The 26,427-nt window shown below is 71.4% G+C and carries 24 protein-coding genes; 16 read left to right on the top strand and 8 right to left on the bottom strand.

Annotated features, from left to right (window positions below):
* Positions 1-7: 7 nt before the first annotated feature.
* The 3 genes from J2Z30_RS45985 to J2Z30_RS45975 all read left to right on the top strand — a co-directional run bounded on the left by J2Z30_RS45985 (position 8) and on the right by J2Z30_RS45975 (position 2,475).
* Positions 8-805 (top strand): SDR family oxidoreductase, encoded by a 798-nt coding sequence (locus J2Z30_RS45985; protein WP_044573984.1) that lies wholly within the window; start codon positions 8-10, stop codon positions 803-805.
* 38 nt (positions 806-843) lie between these two features.
* Positions 844-1,872 carry an L-idonate 5-dehydrogenase gene (locus tag J2Z30_RS45980; RefSeq protein ID WP_209469128.1) on the top strand — a complete coding sequence of 343 codons (1,029 nt, stop codon included), beginning with the start codon at positions 844-846 and terminating at the stop codon, positions 1,870-1,872.
* A 444-nt stretch (positions 1,873-2,316) separates the two neighbouring features.
* Complete coding sequence (locus J2Z30_RS45975; RefSeq protein WP_209469127.1) at positions 2,317-2,475, top strand: hypothetical protein; 159 nt, start codon at positions 2,317-2,319, stop codon at positions 2,473-2,475.
* A 138-nt stretch (positions 2,476-2,613) separates the two neighbouring features.
* Here the strand turns inward: J2Z30_RS45975 and J2Z30_RS45970 are convergent, their stop codons facing one another.
* On the bottom strand, positions 2,614-4,308 hold the full coding sequence (locus J2Z30_RS45970; protein WP_308280271.1) for an FAD-dependent monooxygenase: 1,695 nt from the start codon (positions 4,306-4,308) through the stop codon (positions 2,614-2,616).
* Positions 4,309-4,394: 86 nt separating this feature from the next.
* Here J2Z30_RS45970 and J2Z30_RS45965 point away from each other — a divergent pair, with 86 nt between their 5' ends.
* Positions 4,395-5,072: a TetR/AcrR family transcriptional regulator C-terminal domain-containing protein gene (locus J2Z30_RS45965; protein WP_372453412.1), complete on the top strand. Its 678-nt coding sequence runs from the start codon at positions 4,395-4,397 to the stop codon at positions 5,070-5,072.
* Positions 5,073-5,149: 77 nt separating this feature from the next.
* Here J2Z30_RS45965 and J2Z30_RS45960 read toward each other — a convergent pair whose 3' ends face one another.
* From J2Z30_RS45960 to J2Z30_RS45950, 3 genes are all read right to left on the bottom strand, one after another.
* On the bottom strand, positions 5,150-5,815 hold the full coding sequence (locus tag J2Z30_RS45960; protein ID WP_044573989.1) for a response regulator transcription factor: 666 nt from the start codon (positions 5,813-5,815) through the stop codon (positions 5,150-5,152).
* Positions 5,812-6,918 carry a sensor histidine kinase gene (locus J2Z30_RS45955; RefSeq protein WP_044573992.1) on the bottom strand — a complete coding sequence of 369 codons (1,107 nt, stop codon included), beginning with the start codon at positions 6,916-6,918 and terminating at the stop codon, positions 5,812-5,814. Before J2Z30_RS45955 ends, J2Z30_RS45960 begins: the two co-directional genes overlap by 4 nt.
* A gap of 101 nt (positions 6,919-7,019) precedes the next feature.
* Positions 7,020-7,553 (bottom strand): hypothetical protein, encoded by a 534-nt coding sequence (locus J2Z30_RS45950; protein WP_044573995.1) that lies wholly within the window; start codon positions 7,551-7,553, stop codon positions 7,020-7,022.
* A gap of 358 nt (positions 7,554-7,911) precedes the next feature.
* Between J2Z30_RS45950 and J2Z30_RS45945 the strand changes: the two genes are divergently transcribed.
* Complete coding sequence (locus J2Z30_RS45945) at positions 7,912-8,919, top strand: hypothetical protein (protein WP_044573998.1); 1,008 nt, start codon at positions 7,912-7,914, stop codon at positions 8,917-8,919.
* A gap of 105 nt (positions 8,920-9,024) precedes the next feature.
* Positions 9,025-10,470: a CoA transferase gene (locus J2Z30_RS45940; RefSeq protein ID WP_044574001.1), complete on the top strand. Its 1,446-nt coding sequence runs from the start codon at positions 9,025-9,027 to the stop codon at positions 10,468-10,470.
* 17 nt (positions 10,471-10,487) lie between these two features.
* Here the strand turns inward: J2Z30_RS45940 and J2Z30_RS45935 are convergent, their stop codons facing one another.
* The gene (locus J2Z30_RS45935) at positions 10,488-11,144 is read right to left on the bottom strand and encodes a GntR family transcriptional regulator (RefSeq protein ID WP_044574004.1); all 657 of its coding nucleotides are present in this window, start codon (positions 11,142-11,144) and stop codon (positions 10,488-10,490) included.
* Between the two features lie 260 nt (positions 11,145-11,404).
* Between J2Z30_RS45935 and argH the strand changes: the two genes are divergently transcribed.
* From argH to J2Z30_RS45900, 7 genes are all read left to right on the top strand, one after another.
* Positions 11,405-12,838, top strand: coding sequence for an argininosuccinate lyase (argH, locus tag J2Z30_RS45930; protein WP_044574006.1), 1,434 nt, complete (start codon positions 11,405-11,407; stop codon positions 12,836-12,838).
* Between the two features lie 71 nt (positions 12,839-12,909).
* Positions 12,910-13,824, top strand: a complete 915-nt coding sequence (locus tag J2Z30_RS45925; protein WP_044574009.1) for an amino acid ABC transporter permease — start codon at positions 12,910-12,912, stop codon at positions 13,822-13,824.
* Positions 13,824-14,606, top strand: a complete 783-nt coding sequence (locus tag J2Z30_RS45920; RefSeq protein WP_107073347.1) for an amino acid ABC transporter ATP-binding protein — start codon at positions 13,824-13,826, stop codon at positions 14,604-14,606. Before J2Z30_RS45925 ends, J2Z30_RS45920 begins: the two co-directional genes overlap by 1 nt.
* Before the next feature lie 21 nt (positions 14,607-14,627).
* Complete coding sequence (locus J2Z30_RS45915) at positions 14,628-15,500, top strand: transporter substrate-binding domain-containing protein (protein WP_052701520.1); 873 nt, start codon at positions 14,628-14,630, stop codon at positions 15,498-15,500.
* 3 nt (positions 15,501-15,503) lie between these two features.
* On the top strand, positions 15,504-16,376 hold the full coding sequence (locus J2Z30_RS45910; protein ID WP_044574011.1) for a polysaccharide deacetylase family protein: 873 nt from the start codon (positions 15,504-15,506) through the stop codon (positions 16,374-16,376).
* Positions 16,373-17,275: a polysaccharide deacetylase family protein gene (locus J2Z30_RS45905; RefSeq protein ID WP_044574014.1), complete on the top strand. Its 903-nt coding sequence runs from the start codon at positions 16,373-16,375 to the stop codon at positions 17,273-17,275. The genes J2Z30_RS45910 and J2Z30_RS45905 overlap by 4 nt, the downstream gene beginning before the upstream one ends.
* Positions 17,272-18,642: an MmgE/PrpD family protein gene (locus J2Z30_RS45900; RefSeq protein ID WP_044574017.1), complete on the top strand. Its 1,371-nt coding sequence runs from the start codon at positions 17,272-17,274 to the stop codon at positions 18,640-18,642. The genes J2Z30_RS45905 and J2Z30_RS45900 overlap by 4 nt, the downstream gene beginning before the upstream one ends.
* Before the next feature lie 248 nt (positions 18,643-18,890).
* Here the strand turns inward: J2Z30_RS45900 and J2Z30_RS45895 are convergent, their stop codons facing one another.
* The 3 genes from J2Z30_RS45895 to J2Z30_RS45885 form a co-directional block, all read right to left on the bottom strand.
* Positions 18,891-20,009, bottom strand: coding sequence for an acyltransferase family protein (locus J2Z30_RS45895; protein WP_372453413.1), 1,119 nt, complete (start codon positions 20,007-20,009; stop codon positions 18,891-18,893).
* A 200-nt stretch (positions 20,010-20,209) separates the two neighbouring features.
* Positions 20,210-21,619, bottom strand: coding sequence for a polysialyltransferase family glycosyltransferase (locus tag J2Z30_RS45890; RefSeq protein WP_044574020.1), 1,410 nt, complete (start codon positions 21,617-21,619; stop codon positions 20,210-20,212).
* Positions 21,619-22,596: a glycosyltransferase family 2 protein gene (locus J2Z30_RS45885; RefSeq protein WP_044574023.1), complete on the bottom strand. Its 978-nt coding sequence runs from the start codon at positions 22,594-22,596 to the stop codon at positions 21,619-21,621. Before J2Z30_RS45885 ends, J2Z30_RS45890 begins: the two co-directional genes overlap by 1 nt.
* A 187-nt stretch (positions 22,597-22,783) precedes the next feature.
* Between J2Z30_RS45885 and J2Z30_RS45880 the strand changes: the two genes are divergently transcribed.
* The 3 genes from J2Z30_RS45880 to J2Z30_RS45870 are packed head-to-tail and all read left to right on the top strand — an operon-like array spanning position 22,784 to position 26,340.
* Complete coding sequence (locus J2Z30_RS45880) at positions 22,784-24,145, top strand: DUF6716 putative glycosyltransferase (RefSeq protein ID WP_044574025.1); 1,362 nt, start codon at positions 22,784-22,786, stop codon at positions 24,143-24,145.
* A 38-nt stretch (positions 24,146-24,183) separates the two neighbouring features.
* Complete coding sequence (locus J2Z30_RS45875) at positions 24,184-25,383, top strand: acylneuraminate cytidylyltransferase (RefSeq protein WP_044574028.1); 1,200 nt, start codon at positions 24,184-24,186, stop codon at positions 25,381-25,383.
* On the top strand, positions 25,384-26,340 hold the full coding sequence (locus J2Z30_RS45870) for an N-acetylneuraminate synthase family protein (RefSeq protein WP_044574031.1): 957 nt from the start codon (positions 25,384-25,386) through the stop codon (positions 26,338-26,340).
* Positions 26,341-26,427: the final 87 nt, after the last annotated feature.

Here is a 26,427-nt window from a genome sequence, read left to right as displayed (position 1 = left end):
GTACGCCATGACGACACATCCGCTCTTCGACATCGCGGGCCGCACGGCGCTGGTGACCGGCTCCAGCCGGGGCATCGGCCACGCCTTCGCGCGCGGTCTGGTGGAGGCCGGCTGCACGGTGGTACTCAACGGGCGCGATCCGCAGGCCCTGGAGAAGGCCGCCGCCGAACTCGGCGGCGTCGGGCCGGGGGCCGCGAGCGGTGCGGGGGCCGCGGAGGTCCACACCGCCGCGTTCGACGTCACCGACGGCCCGGCCGTCGCCGCCGGTATCGCCGATGTCGAGGAGCGGGTGGGCCCGCTCGACATCCTGGTCAACAACGCCGGGATGCAGAACCGGGCGCCGCTGCTGGAGTTCACCGACGACGCCTGGCGGCAGATCCTGGACACCAACCTCACCAGCGCCTTCCTGGTCGGCCGGGAGGCCGCCCGCCGGATGACCGCCCGCGGCCACGGCAAGATCGTCAACATCTGCTCCCTCCAGAGCGAGGTGGTCCGCCCCGGCATCGCGCCCTACGCGGCGACCAAGGGCGCACTGAAGATGCTCACCAAGGGCATGTGCGCGGACTGGGGCCGGTACGGAATCCAGGTCAACGGGCTCGGCCCCGGCTACATCGAGACCGAGCTGACCCGGCCGCTGGTCGAGGACGAGGAGTTCAGCGCCTGGGTGCGCGGCCGGACCCCGGCCGGGCGCTGGGGCCGCACCGAGGACCTGATCGGGGCGCTGCTGTATCTCGCGTCCCCGGCGGCGGACTTCGTGAGCGGACAGGTGCTGTACGTAGACGGCGGCATGACAAGTGTGCTGTGAACGCTGGGACACCAGGTGAGCTTGAGGAGGCTGGGCGGATGGTGCTGGGCTGTGTGATCCACGGGCAGGGTGATCTGCGGGTCGAGGAACTCCCGGAGCCGGAACCGGCACCCGGGCAGGCGCTCGTGGCGATCCGCTACGGCGGGATCTGCGGATCGGATCTCCACTACCACCGGCACGGCGGGGTGGGCGACTTCCGGCTCCAGGAGCCGATGGTGCTGGGGCACGAGGTCGTGGGCACGGTGGTGGCGTACGGCGAGGGCGCGACCGGGCCCGCGGTCGGCACGCCGGTCGCCGTGCACCCGGCCACGCCGTGCGAGGTGTGCCCCGAGTGCGCCGACGGCCGCGCCAACGTCTGCCGCGACACCCGCTACCTGGGCAGCGCCGCGCGCTTCCCCCACGTCCAGGGCGGCTTCGCCTCCCGCGTCACCGTCCCGGCGGCCCAGCTGCGTGCCCTGCCCGACGGGCTGGACCCGCGCCGGGCCGCGCTCGCCGAACCGCTGTCCGTCGCGCTGCACGCGGTGCGGCGGGCGGGCGCGGTGAAGGGCCGTCATGTGCTGGTCACCGGCGCCGGCCCGATCGGCTGCCTGACCATCGCGGCGGCCCGCGCGGCGGGCGCGGCGACCATCACGGCGACCGATCTGCTGCCCCGTGCCCTGGAGTTCGCGGCGGCGGCCGGAGCGACCGCGTGCGTACGGGCCGACGACCCGGACGACCCCAACTGGCCCTCGGACGAGGTCGACGTCGCCATCGAGGCATCCGGCGTGGCCGCCGGACTCGACACCTGCCTGCGGAGGGTGCGGCGCGGCGGGGTCGTCGTCCAACTCGGCATGCTGCCCCCGGGGCAGAGCCCGTTCGCCGGGAACGTGCTGGTCGCGCGGGAGATCGACCTGCGGGGCGCATTGCGCTTCCACACCGAATTCGACGACGCCCTGCGGCTGCTGGCGGCTGAGCCGTCGTTCGACGAGCTGATCAGCGGGGTCCGGCCGGTGGGGGAGGCGGCGGAGGCATTCGCCTTGGCCGCCGACCGCAGCCAGTCGTGCAAGGTCCTGCTGGACTTCGGCTAGCCCGGGTGGTGTCCGGCGGCCCGTGACGCCTGCGGCGGGCTGTTCCCCTACCCGCCCCTTCCCACAACTGGGGCTTCGCCCCAGGCCCCGGGGTTCAGGGGCGACATCAGCGGGGTGCCGCCGGTGGGGGAGGCGGTGGAAGCGTTTGCTTTGGCGCTGTTGGCTGTGGCCGGTTGTTTAAGGTTCTGCTGGGCTTCGCGTAGGCCGGGTGGTGTTTGGCGGCTCGTGGCGCTTGCGGCGGGTTCCCGCAACTGGGGCTTCGCCCCAGGCCCCGGCTGCATTGCGGGTGGCGCGGTCGGCGCATCGGTCGGTGAGTGACCGCGGCGACGGTCGGCTCCTGCCTCCCCGGGGGCAGGGGCGGAGCGAAACCGGGGCTCCGCCCCGGAACCCGTCCGGGCGACCCGGACGTGCGCGGGTGTCCGCCCGGTCTGCCGCTGCACTGGCGTGCCGACCGCGATCAGCCCGCTGGCGCAGGTGGTCGCGCCCCTGCCGCCCGCCGCCAGCAGCGTCCATCCCGCGGACGCCCTGGCCCCCTGCTCACCGGTCAGCGGCTCGACCACCGCGTCGCAGGTGGTGCGGTCGGTGTCCTGGCCGGTGAGTTGATCGCGGGCGACAGTCGGCTCGTCGACTTCCGGGGTCCAGGGGCGGAGCCCCTGGTATCGGGAAGGGGCGGGGAGGGGAAAGATCCACCTGCGGCGCCGAGGTGCGTGCGGGGCCGGTCGGGACCGACCCTGGGCTTGCTCAACGTGTGAGTAGGGGGCGTACCCGGGCGCCATCCGCCACCCAGCAGACGTAGCCGTCCGGGCGGATGAGGAAGAGGGCCGGGGCGGGGCCGTACGTGGTGGTGAGGTGGCCGTCCGGGTCCAGGAGGTCGGGGGCCGGGCCGCCCGCCCGGATCGTGCGCACGCATCCGGCTGCCCCTAGCGTCGGGGCGAGGCCCCCGAAGTCGGCGTCCGGCGCGGGCTGTTCCGCGTCGCCGAGGATCAGCAGGGTGAAGTGCGGGCCGCGCAGGACGTCGAAGAGCCGGACGGGCGTTCCGTCGGGCAGGGTGCACGGCGCGTCCGGGGCGCGGTCACCGGCTCCGAGTGAGCCCGGGTGGTCTCGGTCCGCCCGGTGGCCTTGGTCGGCCCGGTCGTTTCGGTCGGCCCGGTCGTTTCGGTGGTCCTGGTCGGTCCGGTGGGCCCTCTCGTCCCGCTCGTCGCTCCCGCCGCCTCGGCCGCCTCGGCCGTTTCGTTCGTCCACCGCCAGCGGGCCGTCCCGGTAGGAGAGGCCCAGCTGGTGGACCTCGCTGGTGCGGCGCCGACCCTCCGTGTCGCCCGAGCGGTGGGCGCGGTGGATGCGGGTGCTGATGCCCAGCACCCCCGCCGCGATCGGCAGCCGCTCGGCCTCGTAGCTGTCGAGCAGGGACGGGTCCGCGCCGTGTCGCAGCACCTGCCCCAGCTTCCAGCCGAGGTTGTACGCGTCCTGGACGCTGGTGTTGAGGCCCTGGCCGCCCGCCGGGGAGTGGATGTGCGCGGCGTCGCCGATCAGGAACACCCGGCCCGCGCGGAAGCGTTCCGCCATCGCCGCGCGCGGGGTGAATACCGAGGCCCACCGCACCTCGCGCACCTCGGAGGCGGCGAGGTGGGTGCGGTCCGCGATCAGCCGCCGCACCGCCTCGGGGGAGGTGTCGGGGACGGCGTCCGGGTCGTCGTACTGCGCGGCGACCTGGAACTGGTCGGTCCCGGCGAGCGGGCACAGCGCGATGGCGCCGCCCTTCGCCCGCTGCCACACATGCCAGTGATCGCGGCCCAGGCCGCGCTCCGCGCCGTCGATCACCGCGTCCGCGATCAGCGTCGGCGCCGGGTCGACCGTCTCGCCCGTCATGCCGATGCCGAGCGCCTTCCGGACGGCGCTGCGGCCGCCGTCGGCCGCCACGAGGTACGTGGCGCGCGCGGCGATGGTCGAGCCGTCGGCGTAGCCGAGGTGCGCGGTGACGCCGTCCGCGTCCTGCTCCAGGCCGGTGAGCGCGGTGCCGAACTCGACGCCGCCGCCCAGCTCTCGGAGGCGTGCGCGCAGGATCTCCGCCGTCCGCCACTGCGGCAGCATCCAGATCTCGTGGTACGGCCGGTCCGGCGCCGGATCGGTCTGCTCGATCATCTGGAACGCCCCGAGCGGCTGCCCGTCCCGCCATCCCAGCATCGGCGGGTACGGGCCGCCCGCCTCCCGTACGGCGTCGCTGACCCCGAGGTCGTCGAAGACCTCCTGGGTGCGGGGCTGGAGCCCCTTGCCGCGCGAGCCCGGGAACAGCGCCTCGCCGCGCTCGACGACCCGGGCCCGCACCCCGCGCCGGGCCAGGTCGATGGCGAGGGTGAGACCGGACGGACCGGCTCCGACTATCAGTACGTCCAGTTCGTCCAGTACAGCCAGTTCATCCAGTACGTCCAGTACGGCCACGGGCTCGCCCGAAGCCTCCTTAACGCTGTTAAGTTCCACATTCGAGAGCGTGCCCTTAACGGCGTTAAATTGTCAAGGGATCCCTCATGAGCGGGGAGAATGACCGGATGGCGACGACGCGACTCGACCAAACCCTCGTAGTGGACACCGCCCTGCGGCTGCTGAACGACGTGGGTCTCGAAGGGCTGACCCTGCGCCGCATCGCCAAGGAGCTGAACGTTCAGGCCCCCGCCCTGTACTGGCACTTCAAGAACAAGCAGGCGCTGCTCGACGCGATGAGCACCGCCATGTACCGGCGCATGTTCGAGGCGTACGGCGACCTCGGCGACGTCACCTGGCAGGAGCGGCTCGTCCACGTCCACCGCGCCCTGCGCCAAGCGCTGCTCGGCTACCGCGACGGCGCGAAGGTCTTCAGCGGCAGCCGGTTCACCGGCACCGACCACGCCGGGCCGCAGGAGGACCACCTGCGCACCTTCGTCACGGCGGGTTTCACCCCGAGCGCCGCCGCCCGCGCCTCGTTCATCGCGCACAGCTTCACGCTCGGCTTCGTGATCGAGGAGCAGTCGGTCGAGCCCCGGCCGGGGGAGCGGACCCCCGGCTACGACGTCACCGAGCGCGAGGAGCGCATGGCCGCCGAGGGGTATCCGCTGGCGGCGGCGGTGAGTTCGGACCTGTTCCAGGACTACGAGGCACGCTTCGAGGAGGGGCTGCGCGCCATCGTGGCGGGCATCGAGGCGACCCTGGCCCCGGCGGCCTCGCGCTAGTACGGCAACGGTGCTCGTTGTGAGCGGCCCGCTTCACCGCACGGACGGCGGCCCGCTCCCTCGCCGGTCGTGGCGGGTCAGGCGAGGCCGGCCGCGATGGCGCGGCGCACGGCGTCGGCCCGGTCGCGGATGTCGGCCTTGGCGAACAGGTTGTTGATGTGGGTCTTGACCGTGGCCTCGCTGATGAAGAGCTTCTCGGCGATGGCCCGGTTCGGCAGACCCTGCCCGATCGCGGCCAGTACCTCGCGTTCGCGGGGGGTGAGGTCCGAGGGGAGCGTGCTTCCGGCAGCCGTGGGCTTGGCGCGGACGGTGGCCAGCAGCCGGTCCTGGACCTCCCGGTCGAGTACGGACTGACCCGCGGCGGCGGCCCGGATCGCCCGGACGATGTCCTTGCGTCCCGCGTTCTTCGTCAGGTAGCCGCGGGCGCCCGCGCTCAGCGCGGCCAGGATCGAGTCGTCGTCGGCAAAAGTGGTGAGGACGACGACGGCCACCCCGGGGTGTTCCTCGCTCAGCCTGCGGGTCGCCTGGATCCCGTCGAGTACGGGCATTCTCAGATCCATCAGCACCACGTCCACCGGCCCGGCGGCGACCGCGGTCAGGACGTCGCTCCCGTCTGCCGCCTCGGCGACGACCTCGATGTCCGCGGAGAGTCCCAGCACCGCGGCGAGCGGCTCCCGGATGGCGGCCTGGTCGTCGGCGACGACCACCCTCAACGTCCGGCTGTCGCCGAAGGGTTCGGTCATTGCGGGATCACTGCCTCCACTTGCCAGCCGCCCTGGTCGGGCCCCTCGGTGACCGGGCCCGCGGTGAGGGTTCCGTCCAGCAGGGCCACCCGTTCACGCATCCCGATCAGTCCCATCCCGCTGCCGACGCCCGCGTCCACCGGGCGGGTGGCGGCACGGTTGCGGATCCTCAGTGTCGTCGACGAGGCGGCGAACGTCAGCTCCACGCCGACATCGCCGCCGGGCGCGTACCGGGCCGCGTTGGTCAGCGCCTCCTGGGCGATCCGCAGGAGGTGCTGGGTCACCTGCGCCGGTACCTCCCGGACGGTCCCGGTGACGGTGAGGGCGTCGCGGTGGCCGGACGACGCCAGCATCGCGGTCAGGCTCTCCAGCAGCGGCAGGGAGTCCTCGCGGAGGGTGTGTACGGTCCACTGCGCCTGCTTCAGGCTCTCCTTGACCAGGCTGTGGGCCTTGCCGTTGGCCTCTCGCACCCTCTCCAGATCACCGGTGTCGAGCAGCGCGTCGGCCAGTTCCAGCTGCATGTTGATCCCGGCCAGCGAATGTGCCAGGACGTCGTGCACGTCCCGGGCGATCCGGCTGCGCTCGGTCAGCGCCGCTGCCTGGGCCTCCGCTCGGGCGGCGCTCTCGGCGGACTCCGCCGCCGAGAGCGCCGCCCGCACGGCCTGGTGATGACTGCGGTTGGCGATCCCGACCAGGACCGGGACGCCGGTGACCAGACCGATTTCCCAGGGCACCAGGTGGTGACCGGGCCCGAGACGGAAGTACAGGACGGCGCCGCACAGCAGGCTGCAGGACAGCGCGAGGACGACAGCCGGTCTGGTCCGGAGCCGGTATCCGATGTGTCCGGCGAGGAAGAAGGCGAAGAGGTAGGTCGATCCGCTGCGGCCGGTGGCGATCAGCGCGGCCGACGCGACGATCCCGAGAGACAGCCAGACGATGGCGACCCGCTCCGTGACCCTGGCCTCGGGCAGCCCTCGGGCCAGCAGCGCCAGGCCGTTGAGCACGAAGAGGACGGCGACCGCCAGCCCCCGCCCGCTGAAACCCATCGGCCGGATCGTCAGCATCCCGGCGCCGATGACGCCCAGGGTCAGCACCCAGTGCATACGGGGGTCCCGTCCCGGCATCGACCGCGGTCCGTCCCGGTGGGGTGGCACCGACGCGGGGGAGGACGCGGGCTCGGCTGTGGGCACGGCCAGACCATAGCTCACGGTCGGGCCAGGAGGTGGTTCGCCGCCGGGGCCGGCTGCTCGCGGGGCACCAGCCCGCTGCGCAGGAAGATCGTGGCCAGCCGCGTGACCACCTCGGTGAGAGCCATCAGGACGAACGCCGCCACCCATGCCTGGTCGCCCGTGATGTGGTGGGCGACGCTGAACCGGGCCACGTCGTCGGCGCCACCGCCGTGCTCGACCCACAGCTGGAATCCCATGCGCGCGCCCATGCCCAGCACCCAGAGAGCCGCCGAGACCGCACCGGCCTTGACCAGGATGTCTCCGCCGAGCGCCCGGACCCGGGTGTACACACCGCCGGCGACGCCGAGCACGGCGCCCACGCCCATCAGCGCCCCCACCAGCACCAGGTCGTTGCCCGCGGTGGGAACGCCGTCCAGGTACGTACGGACCACGAAGGCCACGATGCCCAGCGGGATGAGGAAGGATTTGAGGTCCAGACGGCCTTCCCGCAGTTGCCGGAAGACGACGAGGATGAGGGCGATGTCGGTGATCCACTCGGTCGTTGTCATGCCCCCAAGCGTGCTGCCACGCGCCCTTCCGCACCTGGACCCAGAGGTGGAATCAGGGGTGGAGAACAGTGTCTCCCGGGGGTCCACCCGGCCTCTGCGCCAGGTCGCCCGCCGATGCCCTTCGCCGCGACCTCCACCGTGCGTCCCTGCACGTACGGCGCTCCCGGCGTCCCTGCACGTACGGCGCTCCCGGCCGCACTTACGGCGGGCGCATCGCGCGTGCGCTAGGGGGATCCCTAATTGTGATGTCCGGCCTCATGGCAGGTCTGGACCAGTCGTGGCACCCTACCGGCGACAAAGCGTCAGACAACGTTGTCTGACGCTCTCGGGTACCTCCAACGGACTTGGAGTCGACCGCATGAGACGTGTCGTCACCTTATTCAGCGCCCTCACCCTCGCCACCCTCAGCTGGACCGCCGGAACCACCGCCCACGCCGCCACCCCCGCCCCGGCCCCGGCCCACCCTGCTCCCTCCGCTCAGGGAACCTCCGTCCCCACCGAGGAGCAGCGCGCCGCCGTCCGCTTCTGGACGGCGGAACGGCTGCGCACCGCCAGGGACGTCACCACCCTGCCCGCCGCCCGCGGCGCGAAGCTCGCGGACCCGGCGCCCACCACGGGTGAGCGGGTGAGCGTGCCCCCGCTCCCGGGCCCCACCGCCCCCGTCTCCGCGCCCTCGCCCCGCGCCACGTCCCCCACCGCCTGGACCGGCGGCGGCCTGATCAGCACCACGGCGGGCAAGGTCTTCTTCCAGAACGCCTCCGGTGGCACCTTCGCCTGCTCCGCCACCGTCGCCAACAGCGACAACAAGTCCGTCGTGCTCACCGCCGGCCACTGCACCGTGGACGCGGCCACCGGAACCGGCTACCGCAACTGGGTCTTCATCCCGGGCTACAACAACGGGAACCGCCCCTACGGCACCTTCGCCGCCCGCCGCCTCTTCTGGGACGCCCAGTACGTCTCCACCCGGGGCAACGCCAACTGGGACTACGCCTTCGCCGTGATGAACACGTTGAACGGCCGCACCCTGGCCGACACCGTGGGCGCCCAGGGCATCGCCTTCAACTCGCAGACCGGCCGCCATGTCCACTCCTTCGGCTACGGAGGCTCCGCCGCCGAGGGCAACGGCGAGCGGCTGAACCACTGCGAGGGCAATGAGTTCGCCGACGCGGGCCGTCCCGGCTCCACGATGTGGGGCATCGACTGCGTCCAGACCGGAGGGTCGAGCGGCGGCGGCTTCCTCGCCGACTTCTCCGGCGGCGCGGGCTATCTGATCGGCAACATCAGCGTCAGCGCGGGCGCGAACGAATACCACCCGACGCTGGGCAACGAGGCCCTCGGCCTCTACCAGCAGGCGGGCGCCGCATAGGCCCGCCACCCACCTCGCACGGCCCGCCCTCTCCGTCCCCGACCAGGAGGAGAGGGCGGGGCACTCGCCGTGAGGCGCTCAGGTGGCCAGGCGCACAATGAGCCCATGACGAGGAGCGATGTACCACCACAGGACACGCGGGACGCGGCCACCGCCCATGCCTGGGCCGCCCTCGGCGGCGACCCCGCGCTGCTGGAGCGGGTGACGTACCACGCGGTGAGCGGCGGACTGCCCGCCCGGCTGCCCGTGGCCGAGCTGGCCCGCGCCACCGTGGGCGTGTGCTCGCTGGCCGCCGCCGAGCTGGGCGCGCGGCGCTCCGGCGGGGCCGTTCCTGCGGTACGGGTCGACGAGGGCGCCGTCGCCACCGCGTTCGTCAGCGAACGGCACCTGCGGATCGACGGCCGGAAGCCCACCAACTTCGCCCCGCTGTCCGGCTTCTGGCGCGCGGCCGACGGGTGGGTCCGCACGCACGCCAACTACCCCCACCACCGGGCCCGGCTGCTCACCGCCCTCGGCCTCCCCGGCGACACCGGGCCGGACGAACTGGCGGCGGCGCTCGCGGCCCGCCCCGCCCGCGCGATCCAGGAGACCGTCTACGCGGCGGGCGGTCTGGCCGTGGCCGTGGCGGAGCCGGGCGAGAGCGAGATCCCGCTGGGCGCGCTGCCGTTGATCGAGTCCCGGCAGGTCGGGGAGGCCGCCCCGCGCCGCCTCCGGGAAGCGCCCCCGCCCATGAACGGCGCGCTGCCCGCGAACGGCGTACGCGTACTCGATCTGACCCGGGTCATCGCCGGGCCGGTGGCCACCCGCACCCTGGCCCTGCTCGGCGCCGACGTGCTGCGTATCGACTCCCCCGGGCTGCCCGAGGACCCGGACGCCCACGCCGACACCGGCTTCGGCAAGCATTCGGCCGCGCTCGACCTCGCCGCGCCCGAGGACCGCCGGACCTTCGAGGCGCTGCTCGCCGACGCCGATGTCGTGGTCACCGGCTACCGACCCGGTGCGCTCGACCGCTTCGGGCTCGCCCCGGACGCCCTGCTGGAGCGCCACCCCGGGCTGGTCGTGGCCCAGCTGTGCGCATGGGGCTGGTCCGGGCCCTGGGCCGGGCGGCGTGGTTTCGACAGCCTGGTCCAGGCGGCCACCGGCATCGCCGCGATCGAGGCGAAGGGCGATGGCGACGGCCACCCGGGGGCGCTGCCCGCCCAGGCCCTCGACCACGGCACCGGCTATCTGCTGGCGGCGGCGGTGCTGCGGGCGCTGACCGAGCGCCAGGAGGAAGGCGCCGGGCGCCATCTGCGGCTGTCCCTCGCGGGCACGGCGTCCTGGCTGACCCACGGCATCGGCCCGGCCGCTCTGGCGGACGGCCCCGCCCATGACCCGGCGCCCTGGCTGACCGAGACCGCCTCCGACCTGGGCACGCTGCACCACGCCCGCGCACCGATCGCCACCCCGGCGGGCCCCCTCGACTGGGCCCGTCCCCCCGGCCTCCTGGGCGCCGACACCCCGCGCTGGTTGCGCGCTTCTCGGCCGAGTGATCGACCTGAGCGGTCGTGACCGACGTGAGGGGGTGATCAGTCGCTTTTCGGCATGAACGCCTTCGCGTGTGTGAGGTGGGCGTCCAGGAGTTGCGCCGCCTCCTCGCCTTTTGCCTGACGGATCAGGGTCACGATGGTTTTGTGCTCCTCCACCTGTGCCGGCAGGTCGTCGCTGGTGCGGTCGATGGTGGCGACGGCCAGCCGGATATCCGACATGAGTTGGTGGGCCGTTGCCGTCAGGCGGGGGGAGCCCAGGAGGCCGACGATGGCGACGTGGACGGCGAGGTGGGCTTCGGTGATGGGGGCGGCGTCGGTGGAGTCGGCGGCGGCCTGTTCGTAGGCGGTCTGGGCCGAGGCGAGCGCCACGATGTCGGAGCGGGTGGCCTGTACGACCGAGCGTGCCGCGCTCGTCTCCAGTATGCGCCGGGCCTTGAAGATGTCCTCGATCTCTTCTTCGCCGAGCCGGCGGACCTCTACTCCGCGGTTCGGCCGCCGGACGAGCAGCCCCTCCCCCGTGAGGACCTGGAACGCCTCTCGTACGGTGCTGCGGGCGACACCCATGCTCTCGGCCACGTTCACCTCCCGGAGGGACGTGCCGCCTTCGAGTGCCCCCCGGTACATCTCCTCGCGCAGTGCGTGGGCCACGCGGTCCACGGTCCCCGAGCGGTCGATCTTGATCGGCCCCAGCGCCATGACGCCCCTTGTCGATTGAGTGTCTGATTGCCGGACGATGTTGTTTCAACCAGCTTACCGGCAGATTACTCAGGCGGAGAAAGGGTGGATGCCGACCGTCAGAACCCTTGACTGCGCTACGGCAACTTGAAAGTGTCCGACAATCAGGCAGTCGGGCGATCCAGCCGTCCCAGCCTGACATGCCCTGCCCTGGCCGGAGACCTGACGCTGCTCGCTTCGTGCCGCTGCCGAGCGATTAGACCCTTGAGGGAGACTCGCACATGTCCACTCACGCTGCCCCCACCCGTCTCTGGGGCGGGCGCTTCCGCAACGCCCCGGACGATGCGCTCACCAAGCTCTCGCGTTCGGAGCCGGGCTATTTCGACATGGCGCCCTACGATCTCGCGGGATCGCGCTCTCATGCGCGTGAGCTGCGCCGTGCGGGCCTGCTGGACGACAGCGAGCTCGCCACGCTGCTTCAGGCCATCGACGTACTCGACGGGGAGTACCGGCGCGGCGAGGTCGGGCCGCAGCCCGAGGACGAAGACGTGCATACGTTCCTGGAGCGGGTGCTGAGTGAGCGGCTGGGCGTCGTCGGCGGCAAGCTGCGCGCCGGGCGATCCCGTAACGACCAGGCCGCCAATGACCTGCGGCTGTATCTGCGGGACAAGGTGCGCAGGCTGGCCGAGGCCGGCGCGGACCTCGTGGACGCCCTGCTGGCCCAGGCCCGCGAACACCGCACCACCCCGGCTCCCGGCTTCACGCATCTCCAGCCCGCACAGCCGATCACCTTCGGGCACCAGCTCCTCGCCCACGCGCACGCGATCGGCCGCGACATCGACCGGCTGCGCGACTGGGACCGGCGCAGCGCGCGCTCCCCGCTGGGTGCCGCAGCCCTCGCGGGTTCCGCGATCGCGCTGAGCCCCGAGCGTTCCGCCGAGGAACTTGGATACGACCGTCCCTGCACGAACTCCATCGACGCGGTGGCCGGCCGGGACCACGTCGCCGAATTCCTCTTCGTCGGCGCCATGCTGGCCGTCGACATCTCCCGGCTCGCCGAGGAGATCTGCCTCTGGGCGAGCCGGCAGTTTCGCTGGGTCGGCCTGGACGACCGTTTCGCCACCGGCTCGTCGATCATGCCGCAGAAGAAGAACCCCGATATCGCCGAGCTTGCCCGGGGGAAGGCCGGTCGGCTCATGGGCAATCTGATGGGCGTCCTCGGCGCGCTGAAGGGACTGCCGCTCGCCTACAACCGCGACCTGGCGGAGGACAAGCGCTCGGCCCTCGACACGGTCGAGACCCTGCTCACCGTCCTTCCGGCGATGTCCGGCCTGGTGCGGACCCTGGTCGTCCATGCCGACGAGCTGCGGGCCCAGGCCACGGCGGGATTCACTCTCGCCACCGAGATCGCGGACTGGCTCGCACGCCAGGGCGTCCCCTTCAGCGAGGCGCACGAGGTCACCGGCGCCGTGGTGCAGCTCTGCGAGGAACGCGGCCTCGACCTCCTGGAGCTGAGCGACGACGACTACGCACAAATCGACCCTCGGCTCACACCGGAGGTGCGGTCCGTCCTCACCGTCGAGGCGGCGCTGGCCGCGCGCAGCGGTCAGGGGGGCACCGCACCGGCCCGGGTGGACGAGCAGATCCACGAACTGGAAGAACTCGTCGCGGACCAGCGCAACTGGGCGGCGGACTACACGGGCCCGCGGACATGAGTCCCGCCGAGGGCCCGACTGGCCGGCCGGTATCCGCTGAGACCGCCGTACCCCGAGAAGAGAGCCAGGTCATGTCCGAAGCCCCCGCGAAGAGAAGCGATTCCGTACCGACCGCCGACCTCACCGCTGTGCCCCGGACGCACTACGGGCGCTGGCTCGGCGCGCTCGCGGTCGTCGCCTTCCTCTGCTGGCTGGCGTACTCGCTCGCCCACGCGGCCATCGACTGGGGAGTCGTCAGGCACTACCTCACGATGGGCGTGCTCCTCAAGGGGCTCCTCCTCACGCTCGTCCTCACGGTCGTCGGCATGGTCCTGGGCGTTGCCCTGGGTGTCGTCGTCGCGATGATGCGGCTTTCCCGCAATCCGGTCACCTCCGGCGTCGGCTGGCTCTACGTCTGGGTGTTCCGCGGCACCCCGGTCTATCTCCAGTTGCTGGCCTGGTTCAACATCGGGCTGCTCTTCCCCTACATCTGGCTTCCCGGACTGGGCGGTGCCCGCACCGTCGACCTGGTCACCCCCTTCGTGGCCGCCGCCATCGGCCTGGGTCTCAACCAAGGGGCATACACCTCCGAGGTGGTCCGCGCCGGCATCCTCTCCATCGACGAGGGACAGACGGAAGCCGCCCAGGCCCTGGGCATGTCCCGGCTGCGCACCATGAGGAAGATCGTGCTGCCTCAGGCGATGCGCGTCATCCTGCCGCCGATCGGGAACGAGACCATCGGCATGCTCAAGACGACATCGCTGGCCTCGGCCATCGGAGTCAGCGAGATTCTCTCCGAGGCCCAGCACATCTACTTCGTCAACAACCGGATCATGGAACTGCTGATCGTGTGTGCCATCTGGTACCTCGCCGCGGTCTCCGTCCTCTCGGTCGTCCAGTACTACCTGGAGCGGCACTTCGCCAAGGGCAGCAGCAGCCGCTCGCTGCCCGATACGCCCCTCCAACGGCTGCGTAAGGTCATCAACCAGAAGAAGGCGGTCTCGTGATGTGTGCCACCACGAGCATCGAACGTGCGCTGGTCCGAGCCGAGTCGGTGCACAAGAGCTACGGCGACCTGGAGGTCCTGCGGGGCGTCGACCTTGAGGTCCACCGGGGGGAAGTGGTCTGCCTCCTCGGCCCCTCGGGATCAGGCAAGAGCACCTTTCTGCGCTGCATCAACCACCTGGAGCAGGTGAACTCGGGCCGCGTCTGGGTGGGCGACGAGGTCATCGGCTACCGCCAGCAGGGCAACCAACTGCATGAGCTCAACGAGCGGGCCATCGCACGCCAGCGCCGGCGCATCGGCATGGTCTTCCAGAAATTCAACCTCTTCCCGCATATGACGGCCCTGGACAACGTCATGGACGCGCCCGTCGGCGTCAAGCGCGTACCCCGCGGGGAAGCCCGCGAACGCGCCATGTCACTGCTGACCCGGGTGGGGCTCGCCGACAAGGCCGACGCCTACCCGCGCCAGCTCTCGGGCGGTCAGCAGCAGCGCATCGCCATCGCCCGCGCCCTCGCCATGGAACCCGATCTGATGCTCTTCGACGAGCCGACCTCCGCACTGGACCCGGAACTGGTCGGCGAGGTCCTGGACGTCATGAAGGACCTCGCGCGCAGCGGACTCACCATGATCGTGGTCACCCATGAGATCGCCTTCGCCCGGGAGGTCGCCGACCGGGTGGCCTTCATGGACGGCGGCGAGGTCCTGGAGATCGGACCGCCGTCCGAGGTGCTCGTCACCCCCCGGCACCCGCGTACCCGGTCGTTCCTGGCCCGAGTCCTCTAACCCGTGCAGGAGACGACACCCATGTCCCGTCCGCTCCGCGCTCTCGCGGCCACCCTGATCGGCGTCGGCACGGCGGTCTCGCTGACCGGCTGCGTTAGTACGACCCTGCCCGGCTCCGCCGCCGGCGCCGACAAGCTCCCGCCCTCGATCACCAAAGACAAGCAGCTAAAGGTCGCCCTCTCACCGGACTTCCCGCCCATGGAGTACCGCGACGACAAGACCAACGCCCTCTCCGGTGTGGACGTCGAACTGGCCAGGGCGCTGGGCAAGAAGCTCGGGCTCAAGGTCATCTTCGAGGAGCAGCGCTTTGACCAGCTCATGAACTCCGTGGCCACCTCCCGCGTCGATATGGTGATGTCGGGCATCTCCGACACCGTCGAACGACAGCAGACGGTGGACTTCGTCGACTACTTCAAAACCGTCGGCCGGCTGTACACGCTGCCCAAGAGGGCCGCGGACTTCCGCGGGCGCCAGGACGTCTGCGGCAAGAAACTCGCCGTGAGCAAGACGACGGACTACTACGGCCAGGCGCTGGAATTCAACAAGAAGTACTGCACCGGCGCGGGCAGGCCCGCCATCCGGATCCTGCCCACCGACTCCGGCGCCGCGGCCCGCCTCCAGTTGGAGCAGAACCGTGCCGACGTGGCGATCCAGGGCGGCGAGAACCTCGCGTTCTTCGACCGCACCGAGCCCGGCAGATTCCGTGCCGTACTCCAGCCGCTCCCGGCCAAGCCGTTCGCCGTCGTGGTGAAGAAGGACGACAAGGCCATGGCCGCACTGGTCACCAAAGGCTTCGACAAGCTGTGGGCCGACGGCACCTACCAGCGCATTCTCAAAGAATCACGGATGTCCTACGGAGCGACACGGCCCACCTTCAACGGAGTGAAGAACTGAACTATGCACACTCCCGCCGACCCGCACCCGCCGCACTGGCCGCAGCAGCGCCGCGCGGCCGTCGCCCTCGCCTTCGACCTGGACGGACCGACCGGCTCCGCCATGCTCGACGGCTCCCTGTGGGGCCTCCCCGGCTACTTCGCACTGGGCGGGTACGGACCGTTCCGCGCCCTGCCCCGCCTCCTCGACCTGCTCGACGACGCCGACGTCCCCGCCACCTTCTTCACCCCGGCCTGGGTGGTGGAGCACTGGCCGGACGCCTGCCGGAGCATCATCGAGCGCGGCCACGAAGTGGCCCACCACGGCTACCGTCATGAGTGCTACTACGACTTGACCGTCGGCGAACAGGCCGACGTCATCAGCCGCAGCCAGCGCGTGTTCAAGAGCGTCCTGGGTATCGAGGCGTCCGGTTTCCGGTCCCCGTCCGGCGACTGGCACCCGGAAACGCCCCGGCTCCTGCTGGAGCACGGCTTCCGGTACTCCAGCTCGATGCGCGGCGACGACCGCCCGTATCTGCACACCATCGACCAAGCGGTGACCGCACTGGTGGAAATCCCGGCGCGCTGGGACTTTGACGACTACGCCTCGCTCGCCTACCACCGCAACCCGGACTACCCCGGCGGCCAGGACCGCATCGCCAGTTACGCCCTCACGCTCGACAACTGGAAGCGCGAGTTCGACGGATACCGCGCCGAGGGACTGTGCCTGACCACGCTCTTGCACCCCAAAGTGTCAGGCAGGCCCGGCCGCCTGCTCATCCTGGAGGAACTAATCGACCATATGCGCGCGCACGACGATGTCTGGTTCGCGACCTGCGGGGACGTGGCCGACTGGTGGGTCGAAAGCCGACAGGGACTCAAGGGGGCCGCGGCATGAGCGAGCGCGCCCCGGCGGGCCGCTGGCCGAACGGTGCCCGGGTCGCGGTGATGATCAGCGTCGACCACGACGCCGACCTCGCCATCCTCAGCGGCTCACCCACCACCGCCGACCGCGGTAAGACCCTGTCCGTCGGCCGGTACGGCACCGATCGCGGCATCGACCGGCTGCTCGGCCTCTTCACCGACCTGCGTGTCCCCACCACCTGGTTCGTACCCGGACGCAACGCCGAGCGCCACCCCGAGGCCGTACGCCGCATCGCCGCCGCGGGGCATGAGATCGCCTGCCACGGTGATGCGCACGAGAACTTCCTGGAGCTGACGCTCGGCGAGCAGGTCCGGGCGGTCCGGGACGCCGCGGAGCGGCTGCGTCGGGTCACCGGCGCGGCCCCGCGGGGATTCCGGACCCCGGCGGGGGAGTGGAAGCCCGGCCTCGGCGCCCGACTCGCCGACCTCGGCATCAGATGGTCATCGTCCATGCCCGGCGACGACCTGCCCTACCTCCACCCCGAAGCGTCCGGGCTGGTCGAGATCCCCGTCCACTACGAACTCGAAGACCACCAGTACTTCTTCTTCAACCTCGAACCGCCCTTCCCGACCGGCCAGTCGCGTATCGCCTCGTACGCGCACGCCCTCGACAACTGGAAGCGAGAATTCATGGCCTACCACCGTTTCGGCCTGTGCTACGTCCTTCGGTTGCAGCCCGAGGTGACCGGCACACCTGGCCGGATCGGACTCGTGCGGGAGATCATCGAGTACATCCAGGGGTGCCAGGACGTCTGGCTCGCAACCGGCTCCCAGATCGCCGACCGGTGGCGGACCCAGCATCGGGAAAACGAGCCCGGCCACCCGGCCGACCTGTTCCAACGTCTGCGAGCCGAGCAGGAGCAGGCCCGATGACCGGGGCGGCAGGCGGTCCGCTCGCCCGGCTGGCGGCCTTGATCACCGATACCGCGTACGCCGACCTGCCGGACGCCACCACCCGCAAGGCGACCATCCACCTGCTCGACACACTCGGCGCCGGGCTGGCCGGTGCACGCAGCGAGGAGACCAGGATCTCCCTGTCGGTCCTCGGTGCCGAGCCCGGCCCGGTACCGGTGTGGGGCACCGGAGTGTGCCTCTCACCTCGGGCGGCCGCGCTCGTCAATGCCGTGTCCAGCCACGCCTACGAGGTCGACGACACGGGCGGATGCGATCACTCCGGTGCGGTCGTCGTGCCCGCCGCCCTCGCGGCGGCGGCCGCCTGCGCCACCCCCGTCAGCGGAACCCGCCTGCTGACCGCGATCGTCCTCGGCTATGACGTGGGACGCCGCATTCTCGAAGCGCTCGGCGGGTACGAGCCGCACAACGGGGCCGGCTGGCATTCGACCGGCACCTGCGGACCGTTCGCCGCGGCCGCGGCCGCGGCACACGTACTGGGCCTCACGCCCCAGCAGACCGAGTCCGCACTCGGCCTGGCGGCGAGCGGCAGTGCGGGACTGTGGGCCTTCGTCCACGACGGCGCCATGAGCAAACGCCTCCACGCCGGTCGGGCCGCCGAAGCGGGATTGCTCTCGGCCCAGCTCGCCCTTCGCGGAATGACCGGACCCTCGGCGGTTCTCGACGACGTATGGGGCGGCCTGCTGTCCACGTACGCGGCAAACGACGCCGACCCCGATGCCCTGACCAGCGGACTGGGCACGCAGTGGAAGATCATGCGATCCTCCATCAAGCCGTACGCCTCGTGCCGCGGCACCCACTCCTCCATCGACGCGCTGTCCGCCATCATGGCCGACCACCGCTTGGACGCCGCGGATATCACCGCCGTCTTCGTACGGCTCAGTCACTTCCTGCACGGCATGTGCGGGGGACGGGACATCCGCACTCTCGCGGGAGCGCAGCTCAGTCTGCCGTACGCGCTGGCGGCCCGGCTCGCCCACGGTCACGCGGGCCTCGACGCGTACGACGAGGACAAGCGCGGAGAGGAGTCCGTACGGGCGGCCATGGACCGGATCGCCCTCGACATCGACGAGACGATGCCGCCGACCGAGGAGCCTGTCGTCACCGCGATCACCACAACCGGGGCGCGCCATCAGCGCCGAGTGCACCACGCGGGCGGATCTCCCGCAAATCCCCTTCCCGAAACGGCCATTCGGGCGAAGTTCCGATCCCTCGCCGGGCGAACTCTCCCCGACGCACGGGCACGCGCCGTGGAAAGCGCCGCTTTGGGAGTCGCGGAGCTGGAGGACGTACGCGAGATGGGTGCGGCGGTGCGCGTAGTGAGTTGAGTGAGCGCACGGTGGCCGAGGCGGTGCGCGCCGAGGCCGCCGAACGGCCGGACGCGGCGGCGCAGTCGACGGCTCCCGCGCGTGCCGGGCGGGCCGCGCGGCTCCATATGGAGGCCGCCCTGCCGCTCGGTTTCCTCGGCGGGACCGGCACGGCACAGGGCCCGCGACGGGGCTGGTGCGGCATAAGGGCCCGCGGCGGGCTTGCCCACGATCTCGGGAGCCCGCCGCGGGCCCGCGGTCCGGTGCGGCTACCGCACCCGCGGTGTCGCGAGTGCCCGCTTCAGGACCGGGGCCAGGCGCTGTTCGACGAATCGGTACAGCAGCCAGGCCAGCCCCAGCATCAGCAGCACGGTCAGCCCGAAGGTGGCGTACGAGGGGAGGCCGAGGCCGCGGCGCAGATACTGGACCACCACCCAGCCCAGGTGCTCGTGCACCAGGTAGAACGGGTACGTGAGCGCGCCCGCGACGGTCAGCCAGCGCCAGTTGGCCCAGTTCAGCTTCCCCAGCGCGATCAGCGTGACCGCCACATAGCCGAAGGCGACCACCGCGATGATGCCGGTGGCCGACCGGTAGGAGAAGGCGTCGATCCCAGCCGGGTGCCACAGCTCGCGGATCGCGTAGTGCTGGCCGATCAGGAAGCTGATCCCGATGATGCCCCAGGCCAGGGCGTCATGGCCGAAGCGGTGGAGCAGATAGACGCCCATGCCGCCGATGAAGTACGAGGAGTACTCCGGCATCAGGACCACGTCCAGCAGCGGCAGGTCCGACGCCTCGGCGAACGCCGAGCCCAGCGTCCAGACGGCGCAGAAGAGCACCACGCGGTGCCGGGTCGCGCCCGGGAGCACCACGAACAGCGCGAAGAGGGCGTAGAAGCGCAGCTCCGCCCACAGCGTCCAGCACACGCCCAGCACCCGGTCCACGCCGAGCGGCTGCTGCAGCATGGTGAGGTTGACCAGCGCGTCGCTGGGCGACACCGCCTCGTAGGCGACCCAGGGCAGCGCGAAGACGCCGGTCACCAGGATGATCGCGACCCAGTAGGCGGGGTAGAGGCGGGAGACGCGCGAGGCGAAGAACGAGCGCAGCGGCCGTCCCCATCCGCTCATGCAGATGACGAAGCCGCTGATGACGAAGAAGATCTGGACGCCCAGACAGCCGTAGGCGAAGTAGCTGGAGAGGGTGGGGAACTGCGCGCGGGGCGAGGAGCCCCACGCCTGGGTTATCTCGCCGTCGCGGCCGCCGTAGTGGTACGCGGCCACCATGAGCGCGGCGAGCAGGCGCAGCCCGTCCAGCGCTCGCAGCCGCACCGGATGGCCTCCGCCGCGCGCCGCCGCCTTGGCGGTGCGCTCGGCGGATCGCTCCAGGGCCATGTCGGGGGCGCGCGATGCCATGCCGGGGGCGCGCGGCGGCGTCGGCGTGGGAGCCGTCGCCGCCGCGGTGGATATCGGCCCGGTGTCGGCGGTGGGTACCGGCCCGGTGTCGGCGGTGGGTATCGGCCCGGTGTCGGCGGTGGGTATCGGCCCGGCGTCCGCGTCGGATATCGGCCCGGCGTCGGGGGTCGGCGGCGCGCTCATCCGGTGACCGTCCGCTTGAGGGCGGCCCGCTTCAGGGCACGGGCCCGGCGCGCCACCTTGCGCACCGTCTCATTGCGCGGGATGAACGCCAGTTGCGAGGGCACCGCCCCGGGCAGGGCGAGCGCGGTCAGCCTGCGCTTCTTGAAGTAGCGCCACGTGTTGTCGTCCAGGTGGGCGGCCAGATAGCGCTCGGTCGCGGGCCGCAGATCCGGGTAGATCTTGGCCTGCATGCAGAAGCCGACCGCGGAGATCAGCCCGGTCAGCCGCCTGCCCGCCCGTTCGTCCACCGGCTGGGCGGCGGCCACCGCCTTGTGGTCCTCGAGGTCGGGCAGCAGCGCGTCCACGATCGTCACCGGCACGCGGTTGCTGTTCTGGTACGGGGTGAGCCGCTCCAGCAGCGTGTCGGTGCCGATCCGGGCCACCGGCAGCCCGTAGAAGACGTCGGCGGTGAGCAGCGCGGTGGAGAAGCAGCCGATGACCAGGGCCGGGCTCATCCGCTGATACAGCACCTCGGCGAGCACCGGGGTGTCCATGACGGTCAGCTCCGCGCCCAGCTCGGCGGCCTTCTTCTCCAGCATCCGCGACCAGCGGGCCGGGGCGGTGGGGTGCGGTTTGAAGACGACGGTGCGATGGCCCAGCGCCACGGCGCCGCGCAGCATCCGCAGATGCAGCTCTTCCTCCTCCTGCGGGGAGAGGATGTCCAGCGCGGACAGGTACTGGCCGAGCATCAGCGCCGGGCCACCTCCGACCGCGATCCGCTCGCTGGCGGAGGCGACACTGCGCGGGGCGGCCTCGGCCACCTCGGCGAGCACCTTGGTGAACACCTCGGTCGGCAGGATCTCCGGCTCGACGCCGAACTCGGTCAGCAGCAGCGGCCGCAGTCCGGGCACCAGGTCGAGGTGGAGCAGCCGGCGGATGCGGGTGCCGGTCAGCGGGTCCAGCTTGTTGCGGGTCGGGCCGTAGCTCATCAGCCCGTCCGCGTAGACGTCGATGGGCGCGCCCTGGAACACATTGGCGACCGCCATCGCCGGGTTGACCTGGATGGACTCCAGGATCAGTTCGACCTTGTCGTCGCCGAGGTTCCACAGCAGCCGCAGATGGCGCTCCCACAGCGGGGCGTCGTCGACGCGCGGGGCCCAGCCGCCCGGGTGGAACGGCGAGATCGTCTCGTTCCAGGACAGCACCCGGTCGAAGCGGCCGCGCAGCCGCTCGAAGCCGGGCATCTCGTCCACCGGCGGGGTGGTCTCAGGCGTCGCGGCGTTGTTGCTGATCAGCAGCAGCCGGCGGTCGGCCGGGCCGACGCTGCCCGCGTCGATCGCGGCCGCGAGGGTCGCCGCCCCGTAGAGGGTCGAGGCGAGGAAGATCTGGGTGCGCTTGCGCTCCGCCAGGGGCTTGTAGGCGGACATCAGGCCGCCACCTCCGCCCCCGCGGACCGGCGCTTGACTCGCCGCAGTCGTGCGGCGCGCTCGTAGTCCATGGAATCCAGTGCGTCCTTCAATACGTCCTGGGGCATGCGTTTCATCGCCGCCGCCGACATGGAACGGAGTTTGCGGGCCACTTGTGGTTCGAATCTCTCGATGTTGCCGAGGTGGTGGGAAATGATCGCGCAATAGGTGCGGACGGCCTTCGGCAGCAGGGCGTCGGCGTCGCGGTCCCGCGCGGTTTCCTCGATCACCTGGTCGAATGCGCGAATGAAGTCGAGCTGCCGCACATCGCCGATCTGGGTGAGCGAGGAGGAGACCCCGCGCCGGTAGAAAACCCCGGCCAGGCCGAGGACGGCGAAGCTGCGGGCCTCGCGGTGCAGCCGCCAGATCCAGGGCCGGTCCTCGGCGGTGCGCAGCCCATGGGTGAAGTGCAGCAGCCCCTCGTCGACCAGGCGGCGGTGGTACATGCCCGCCCAGGCGTAGGGGTAGTCGACGGAGGTGGAGCGGTCGGCCGGGAGGATCACGTCCCGAGGGTTCATCACCTCATCGCGGCGGCCGTGCGGCACCCGGGTGATGGAGCGCGCCCGTGCGGTGCACTGGACATGGTCGGTGCGGACGAAGTCGCACCCCAAGTCCTCGATCGCCGCGAGCAGTTGGGCGTAGTAGCCGGGGGCCAGCCAGTCGTCGCCGTCGAGGAAGGCGAGGTACTCCCCGGTGGCGTTGTCCAGGCCGGTGTTCCGCGCGGTGGCCAGCCCACCGTTCTTCTGATGCCGTACGTAGACGGCCCCCGGAAGGTCGCGTTCTGCCCGCTCCAGGATCTCCGGGGTCCCGTCGGTGGCACAGTCGTCGACGAGAATGAATTCGAAGTCCTCACGCGCGTTCGCGCGCAGACTTCTGAGCGTGTCGGGGGCATAGGTCTGCACGTTGTAGAACGGCACGATGACGGAGAGCTTAACCACGCGGGTGACGCTAGGTCGCCGGTCGGCATTCGTCTTGACCTAGGGTGTACGTAAAGGTGAACGAAGGACGTCGGAACGGTTAACCCGCCGCTCCCGCCAGCCGATTCTCCAATCGTCGACGTGCTGTTAACCCTTTGTTGCTCTTGCGTTGGGCCGTGAATCGACAACGCTTCCTAGCGTCTCCGACGTGTCCTCACGTACCAAATCCCCTGTGCGAGTCGCCGTGCTCGCCGACTCCGACACCCGGTGGAAATGGGGCGCGCTCACCGCGCATCGCCTCGTACCGGACGGGTCGGACGCTGCCTCGGAACGTCACCTCGACGGCTTCCTGCTGCGCGGCCGCGCCACGCCGACCGCCCGGCAGCTGACCGAGGTCGGGGTGCGCGCCGACGCGATGCGCGAGGTCACGGGCGTGGAATTCGTACGGGCAGTGGACCGTGAGCGCTATGACGTGATCGTCCTCTCCCTGGTCGGCGGCGCCGTCCAGGCCATGCTGCACGGACTGCGCCACGCCTGGGAGGGCGCCGACCGCCGCCCCGTGGTCGTCACCGGCTACGTCGGTGTCGTCTACGAGAAGCTGGCCGACGGGCTGCTGCTGCGCCACGGCGCCGATGTGGTGCTGGCCAACTCGCGCCATGACGCCGAGCGCTTCCGTGACGTCTACCAGGGCGTCGGCGCCGACGCGGAGAGCGTCATGGAGTGCGCGCTGCCCTTCCTCGGCGGCGACCGCTACGACGAGCAGGCGCGGCTGGGCCGGAAGTACCCCGGCGGCACGGTCGTCTTCGCCGTCCAGCCGTCCGTCCCGGACAACCGCGCCGACCGCACCTATCTGCTGCGCCGCGCGGTGGAACACGCGCGCCGCCATCCGGACCGCGAGGTCGTGGTCAAGCTCCGCTCCAAGCCGGGCGAGCACACCACCCACATCGAGGAGCTTCCGTACCAGAAGCTGATCGCGAAGTTCGGCGACAACCTGCCCGCCAACTTCCGGCTCGCCTACGGAAACATGGGCGAGGTCCTGGACACCGCCGACCTGCTGGTCACGGTCAGTTCCACGGCCGCCCTGGAGTCGCTGCACCGCTCCGTACCGACCGCCGTGCTCACCGACCTCGGGGTGCGCGAGACGCTCGGCAACCACCACTTCCTCGGCTCCGGCTGTCTGGCCTCCTGGGACCAGCTGGACGCCGGGCATCTGCCCGAGCCGGACGCCGAGTGGCTCAGCCGCCAGGGCGTGGCCGCCGACGGGCCGTACGAGACCTGGTTCGACGCCGCGCGGGGGCGGGTGGCCGAGCTGGCCGCCGCACCGGCCCTGCCGCCGCTCGCCCCCTTCTACACCCCCGTCACCGCACCCGGCTATCTGCCCGGCCGGCTCGCCCGGTACGGCTTCGAGCCGGACGGCTCACCCCGCCCCGGGGCCTCCGCCGAGGACGAGGCGCAGGTCTCCGCGTTGCGGCGGGTGGTGCGCAACACGATGCGGGAAGCGGCCCGCGGCGCCTACCGCCATGGCGTCCAGCGTGTGGCTCCCGTCATCCGGCGGATGGGGGAGCTGTGACGGCCTCGATCACTTCCGAAAACCCTGAAGGAGCCGCCATGACCGCCCCGAGCCCGTGTGTGCTCGCCGTGATCCCCGCCCGTGGCGGATCGAAGGGCGTTCCCGCGAAGAACCTCGCCGCCGTCGGCGGCGTGCCGCTGGTCGCCCGCGCGGTCATGGAGTGCCGGGCGAGCCGACTGGTGACGGACGTGGTCGTCTCCACCGACGACACCGGCATCGCGGCCGCGGCGCGCGGGGCCGGCGCGGTGGTCGTCCAGCGGCCCACCGACATCGCGGGGGACACCGCCACCAGCGAGGCGGCGGTGATCCACGCGATGGACGCCTACGAGGCGTCGCACGGCATCACCGTGGACGTGGTGCTCCTGGTGCAGTGCACCAGCCCCTTCATCATCAGCGAGGACATCGACGGGGTGGCCGCGGCGGTCGCCGAGAAGGGCGCCGACACCGCCCTGACCGTCGCCCCCTTCCACGGCTTCGTCTGGCGCGAGGGCGAGAACCCCGGGAGGGACGGCGGCGACGGGGTCAACCACGACAAGTCGTACCGCCCGCGCCGCCAGGACCGCCCCCAGGACTTCCTGGAGACCGGCGCCGCCTACGCGATGGACGCACGCGGCTTCCGCAAGGCCGGGCACCGCTTCTTCGGCCGCACCGACCTGGTGCGCACCGACCCCGCCCGGGTGCTGGAGATCGACGATCCGCACGATCTGGCCCGCGCCCGCGCGCTCGCCCCGCTGTTCGACGCCGAGCGGCCGGGCGCCCTCCCCACCCGCGACGACATCGACGCGGTGGTACTCGACTTCGACGGCACCCAGACCGACGACCGGGTGCTCGTCGACTCCGATGGACGCGAACTCGTGGCCGTGCACCGCGGCGACGGGCTCGGGATCGCCGCCCTGCGCCGCGCTGAGCTGGCGCTGCTGATCCTGTCCACGGAAAAGAACCCGGTCGTCGCCGCACGGGCCCGCAAACTCCAGGTCCCCGTGCTCCACGGCATCGACCGAAAAGATCTCGCACTGAAGCAGTGGTGCGAGGAGCAGGGCATCGCGCCGGAGCGCGTGCTCTACGTCGGCAACGACGTCAACGACCTCCCGTGCTTCGGCCTCGTCGGCTGGCCCGTGGCGGTCGCAGGTGCGCACGACGTCGTGCGCGGCGCCGCACGTGCGGTCACCTCCACCCCCGGAGGGGACGGCGCGATCCGCGAGATCGCCTCGTGGATTCTCGGAAAGGAACTGTCTTAAGTGAGCTCCAACTCTCGCCTCCGCACCCTCGGCGCGAAGACCGCCGGCCCCGGCAACCCGGTGTACGTCACCGGTGAGATCGGCATCAACCACAACGGCGACCTGGAGAACGCGTGTCGGCTGATCGACGCCGCCGCCGAGGCCGGCTGTGACGCGGTCAAGTTCCAGAAGCGAACCCCGGAGATCTGCACCCCCCGCGACCAGTGGGACATCGAGCGTGACACCCCCTGGGGCCGGATGACCTACATCGACTACCGCCACCGCGTGGAGTTCGGCGAGGACGAGTACCGCGCCATCTCCGAGCACTGCAAGAAGCGCGGTATCGACTGGTTCGCCTCCCCGTGGGACACCGAGGCCGTCGCCTTCCTGGAGAAGTTCGACGTCCCGGCGCACAAGGTGGCCTCCGCCTCGCTGACCGACGACGAGCTGCTGCGCGCCCTGCGGGCGACCGGCCGCACGATCATCCTGTCGACAGGCATGTCCACCCCCAAGCAGATCCGCCACGCGGTGGAGGTGCTCGGCAGCGACAACATCCTGCTGTGCCACGCCACCTCCACGTACCCGGCCAAGGCCGAGGAGCTCAACCTGCGCGTGATCAACACGCTGCAGGCCGAGTACCCCAACGTGCCGATCGGCTACTCCGGCCACGAGACCGGTCTGCAGACCACCCTGGCCGCCGTGGCGCTCGGTGCCGCGTTCGTCGAGCGTCACATCACCCTCGACCGCGCCATGTGGGGCTCGGACCAGGCCGCCTCGGTCGAGCCGCAGGGCCTGACGCGGCTGGTGCGGGACATCCGCACCATCGAGGAGTCCCTCGGTGACGGCGTCAAGAAGGTCTACGAGAGCGAGCTCGGCCCGATGAAGAAGCTCCGCCGTGTCGCGGGCGTCGTCGCCGAGTCCGCGTCCGAGTCCGAGTCCGAGTCCGAGTCCGCCGACCGCGAGCCCGCCGCGGTCTGAGGCACTCTGCCGTGAATCCACCGGCCGGTGAGCCCGGCCCTTGCCCGGAAGCGGCGGGCACCCCTGACTCGTCGGGGGCTGCCCGCC

This window comes from Streptomyces iranensis, assembly GCF_017874715.1.
GTDB lineage: Bacteria > Actinomycetota > Actinomycetes > Streptomycetales > Streptomycetaceae > Streptomyces > Streptomyces iranensis.
This window is presented reverse-complemented; position numbering and strand designations above follow the sequence as displayed.

What these genes read in the sequence shown, in the direction of transcription:
- J2Z30_RS45985 (WP_044573984.1), top strand. Translation starts at nt 8, where the DNA reads ATGACGACACATCCGCTCTTCGACATCGCGGGCCGCACGGCGCTGGTG.
- J2Z30_RS45980 (WP_209469128.1), top strand. Translation starts at nt 844, where the DNA reads ATGGTGCTGGGCTGTGTGATCCACGGGCAGGGTGATCTGCGGGTCGAG.
- J2Z30_RS45965 (WP_372453412.1), top strand. Translation starts at nt 4,395, where the DNA reads ATGAGCGGGGAGAATGACCGGATGGCGACGACGCGACTCGACCAAACC.
- J2Z30_RS45960 (WP_044573989.1), bottom strand. Translation starts at nt 5,815, where the DNA reads ATGACCGAACCCTTCGGCGACAGCCGGACGTTGAGGGTGGTCGTCGCC.
- J2Z30_RS45955 (WP_044573992.1), bottom strand. Translation starts at nt 6,918, where the DNA reads ATGCACTGGGTGCTGACCCTGGGCGTCATCGGCGCCGGGATGCTGACG.
- J2Z30_RS45950 (WP_044573995.1), bottom strand. Translation starts at nt 7,553, where the DNA reads ATGACAACGACCGAGTGGATCACCGACATCGCCCTCATCCTCGTCGTC.
- J2Z30_RS45945 (WP_044573998.1), top strand. Translation starts at nt 7,912, where the DNA reads ATGAGACGTGTCGTCACCTTATTCAGCGCCCTCACCCTCGCCACCCTC.
- J2Z30_RS45940 (WP_044574001.1), top strand. Translation starts at nt 9,025, where the DNA reads ATGACGAGGAGCGATGTACCACCACAGGACACGCGGGACGCGGCCACC.
- J2Z30_RS45935 (WP_044574004.1), bottom strand. Translation starts at nt 11,144, where the DNA reads ATGGCGCTGGGGCCGATCAAGATCGACCGCTCGGGGACCGTGGACCGC.
- argH (WP_044574006.1), top strand. Translation starts at nt 11,405, where the DNA reads ATGTCCACTCACGCTGCCCCCACCCGTCTCTGGGGCGGGCGCTTCCGC.
- J2Z30_RS45925 (WP_044574009.1), top strand. Translation starts at nt 12,910, where the DNA reads ATGTCCGAAGCCCCCGCGAAGAGAAGCGATTCCGTACCGACCGCCGAC.
- J2Z30_RS45920 (WP_107073347.1), top strand. Translation starts at nt 13,824, where the DNA reads ATGTGTGCCACCACGAGCATCGAACGTGCGCTGGTCCGAGCCGAGTCG.
- J2Z30_RS45915 (WP_052701520.1), top strand. Translation starts at nt 14,628, where the DNA reads ATGTCCCGTCCGCTCCGCGCTCTCGCGGCCACCCTGATCGGCGTCGGC.
- J2Z30_RS45910 (WP_044574011.1), top strand. Translation starts at nt 15,504, where the DNA reads ATGCACACTCCCGCCGACCCGCACCCGCCGCACTGGCCGCAGCAGCGC.
- J2Z30_RS45905 (WP_044574014.1), top strand. Translation starts at nt 16,373, where the DNA reads ATGAGCGAGCGCGCCCCGGCGGGCCGCTGGCCGAACGGTGCCCGGGTC.
- J2Z30_RS45900 (WP_044574017.1), top strand. Translation starts at nt 17,272, where the DNA reads ATGACCGGGGCGGCAGGCGGTCCGCTCGCCCGGCTGGCGGCCTTGATC.
- J2Z30_RS45895 (WP_372453413.1), bottom strand. Translation starts at nt 20,009, where the DNA reads ATGGCCCTGGAGCGATCCGCCGAGCGCACCGCCAAGGCGGCGGCGCGC.
- J2Z30_RS45890 (WP_044574020.1), bottom strand. Translation starts at nt 21,619, where the DNA reads ATGTCCGCCTACAAGCCCCTGGCGGAGCGCAAGCGCACCCAGATCTTC.
- J2Z30_RS45875 (WP_044574028.1), top strand. Translation starts at nt 24,184, where the DNA reads ATGACCGCCCCGAGCCCGTGTGTGCTCGCCGTGATCCCCGCCCGTGGC.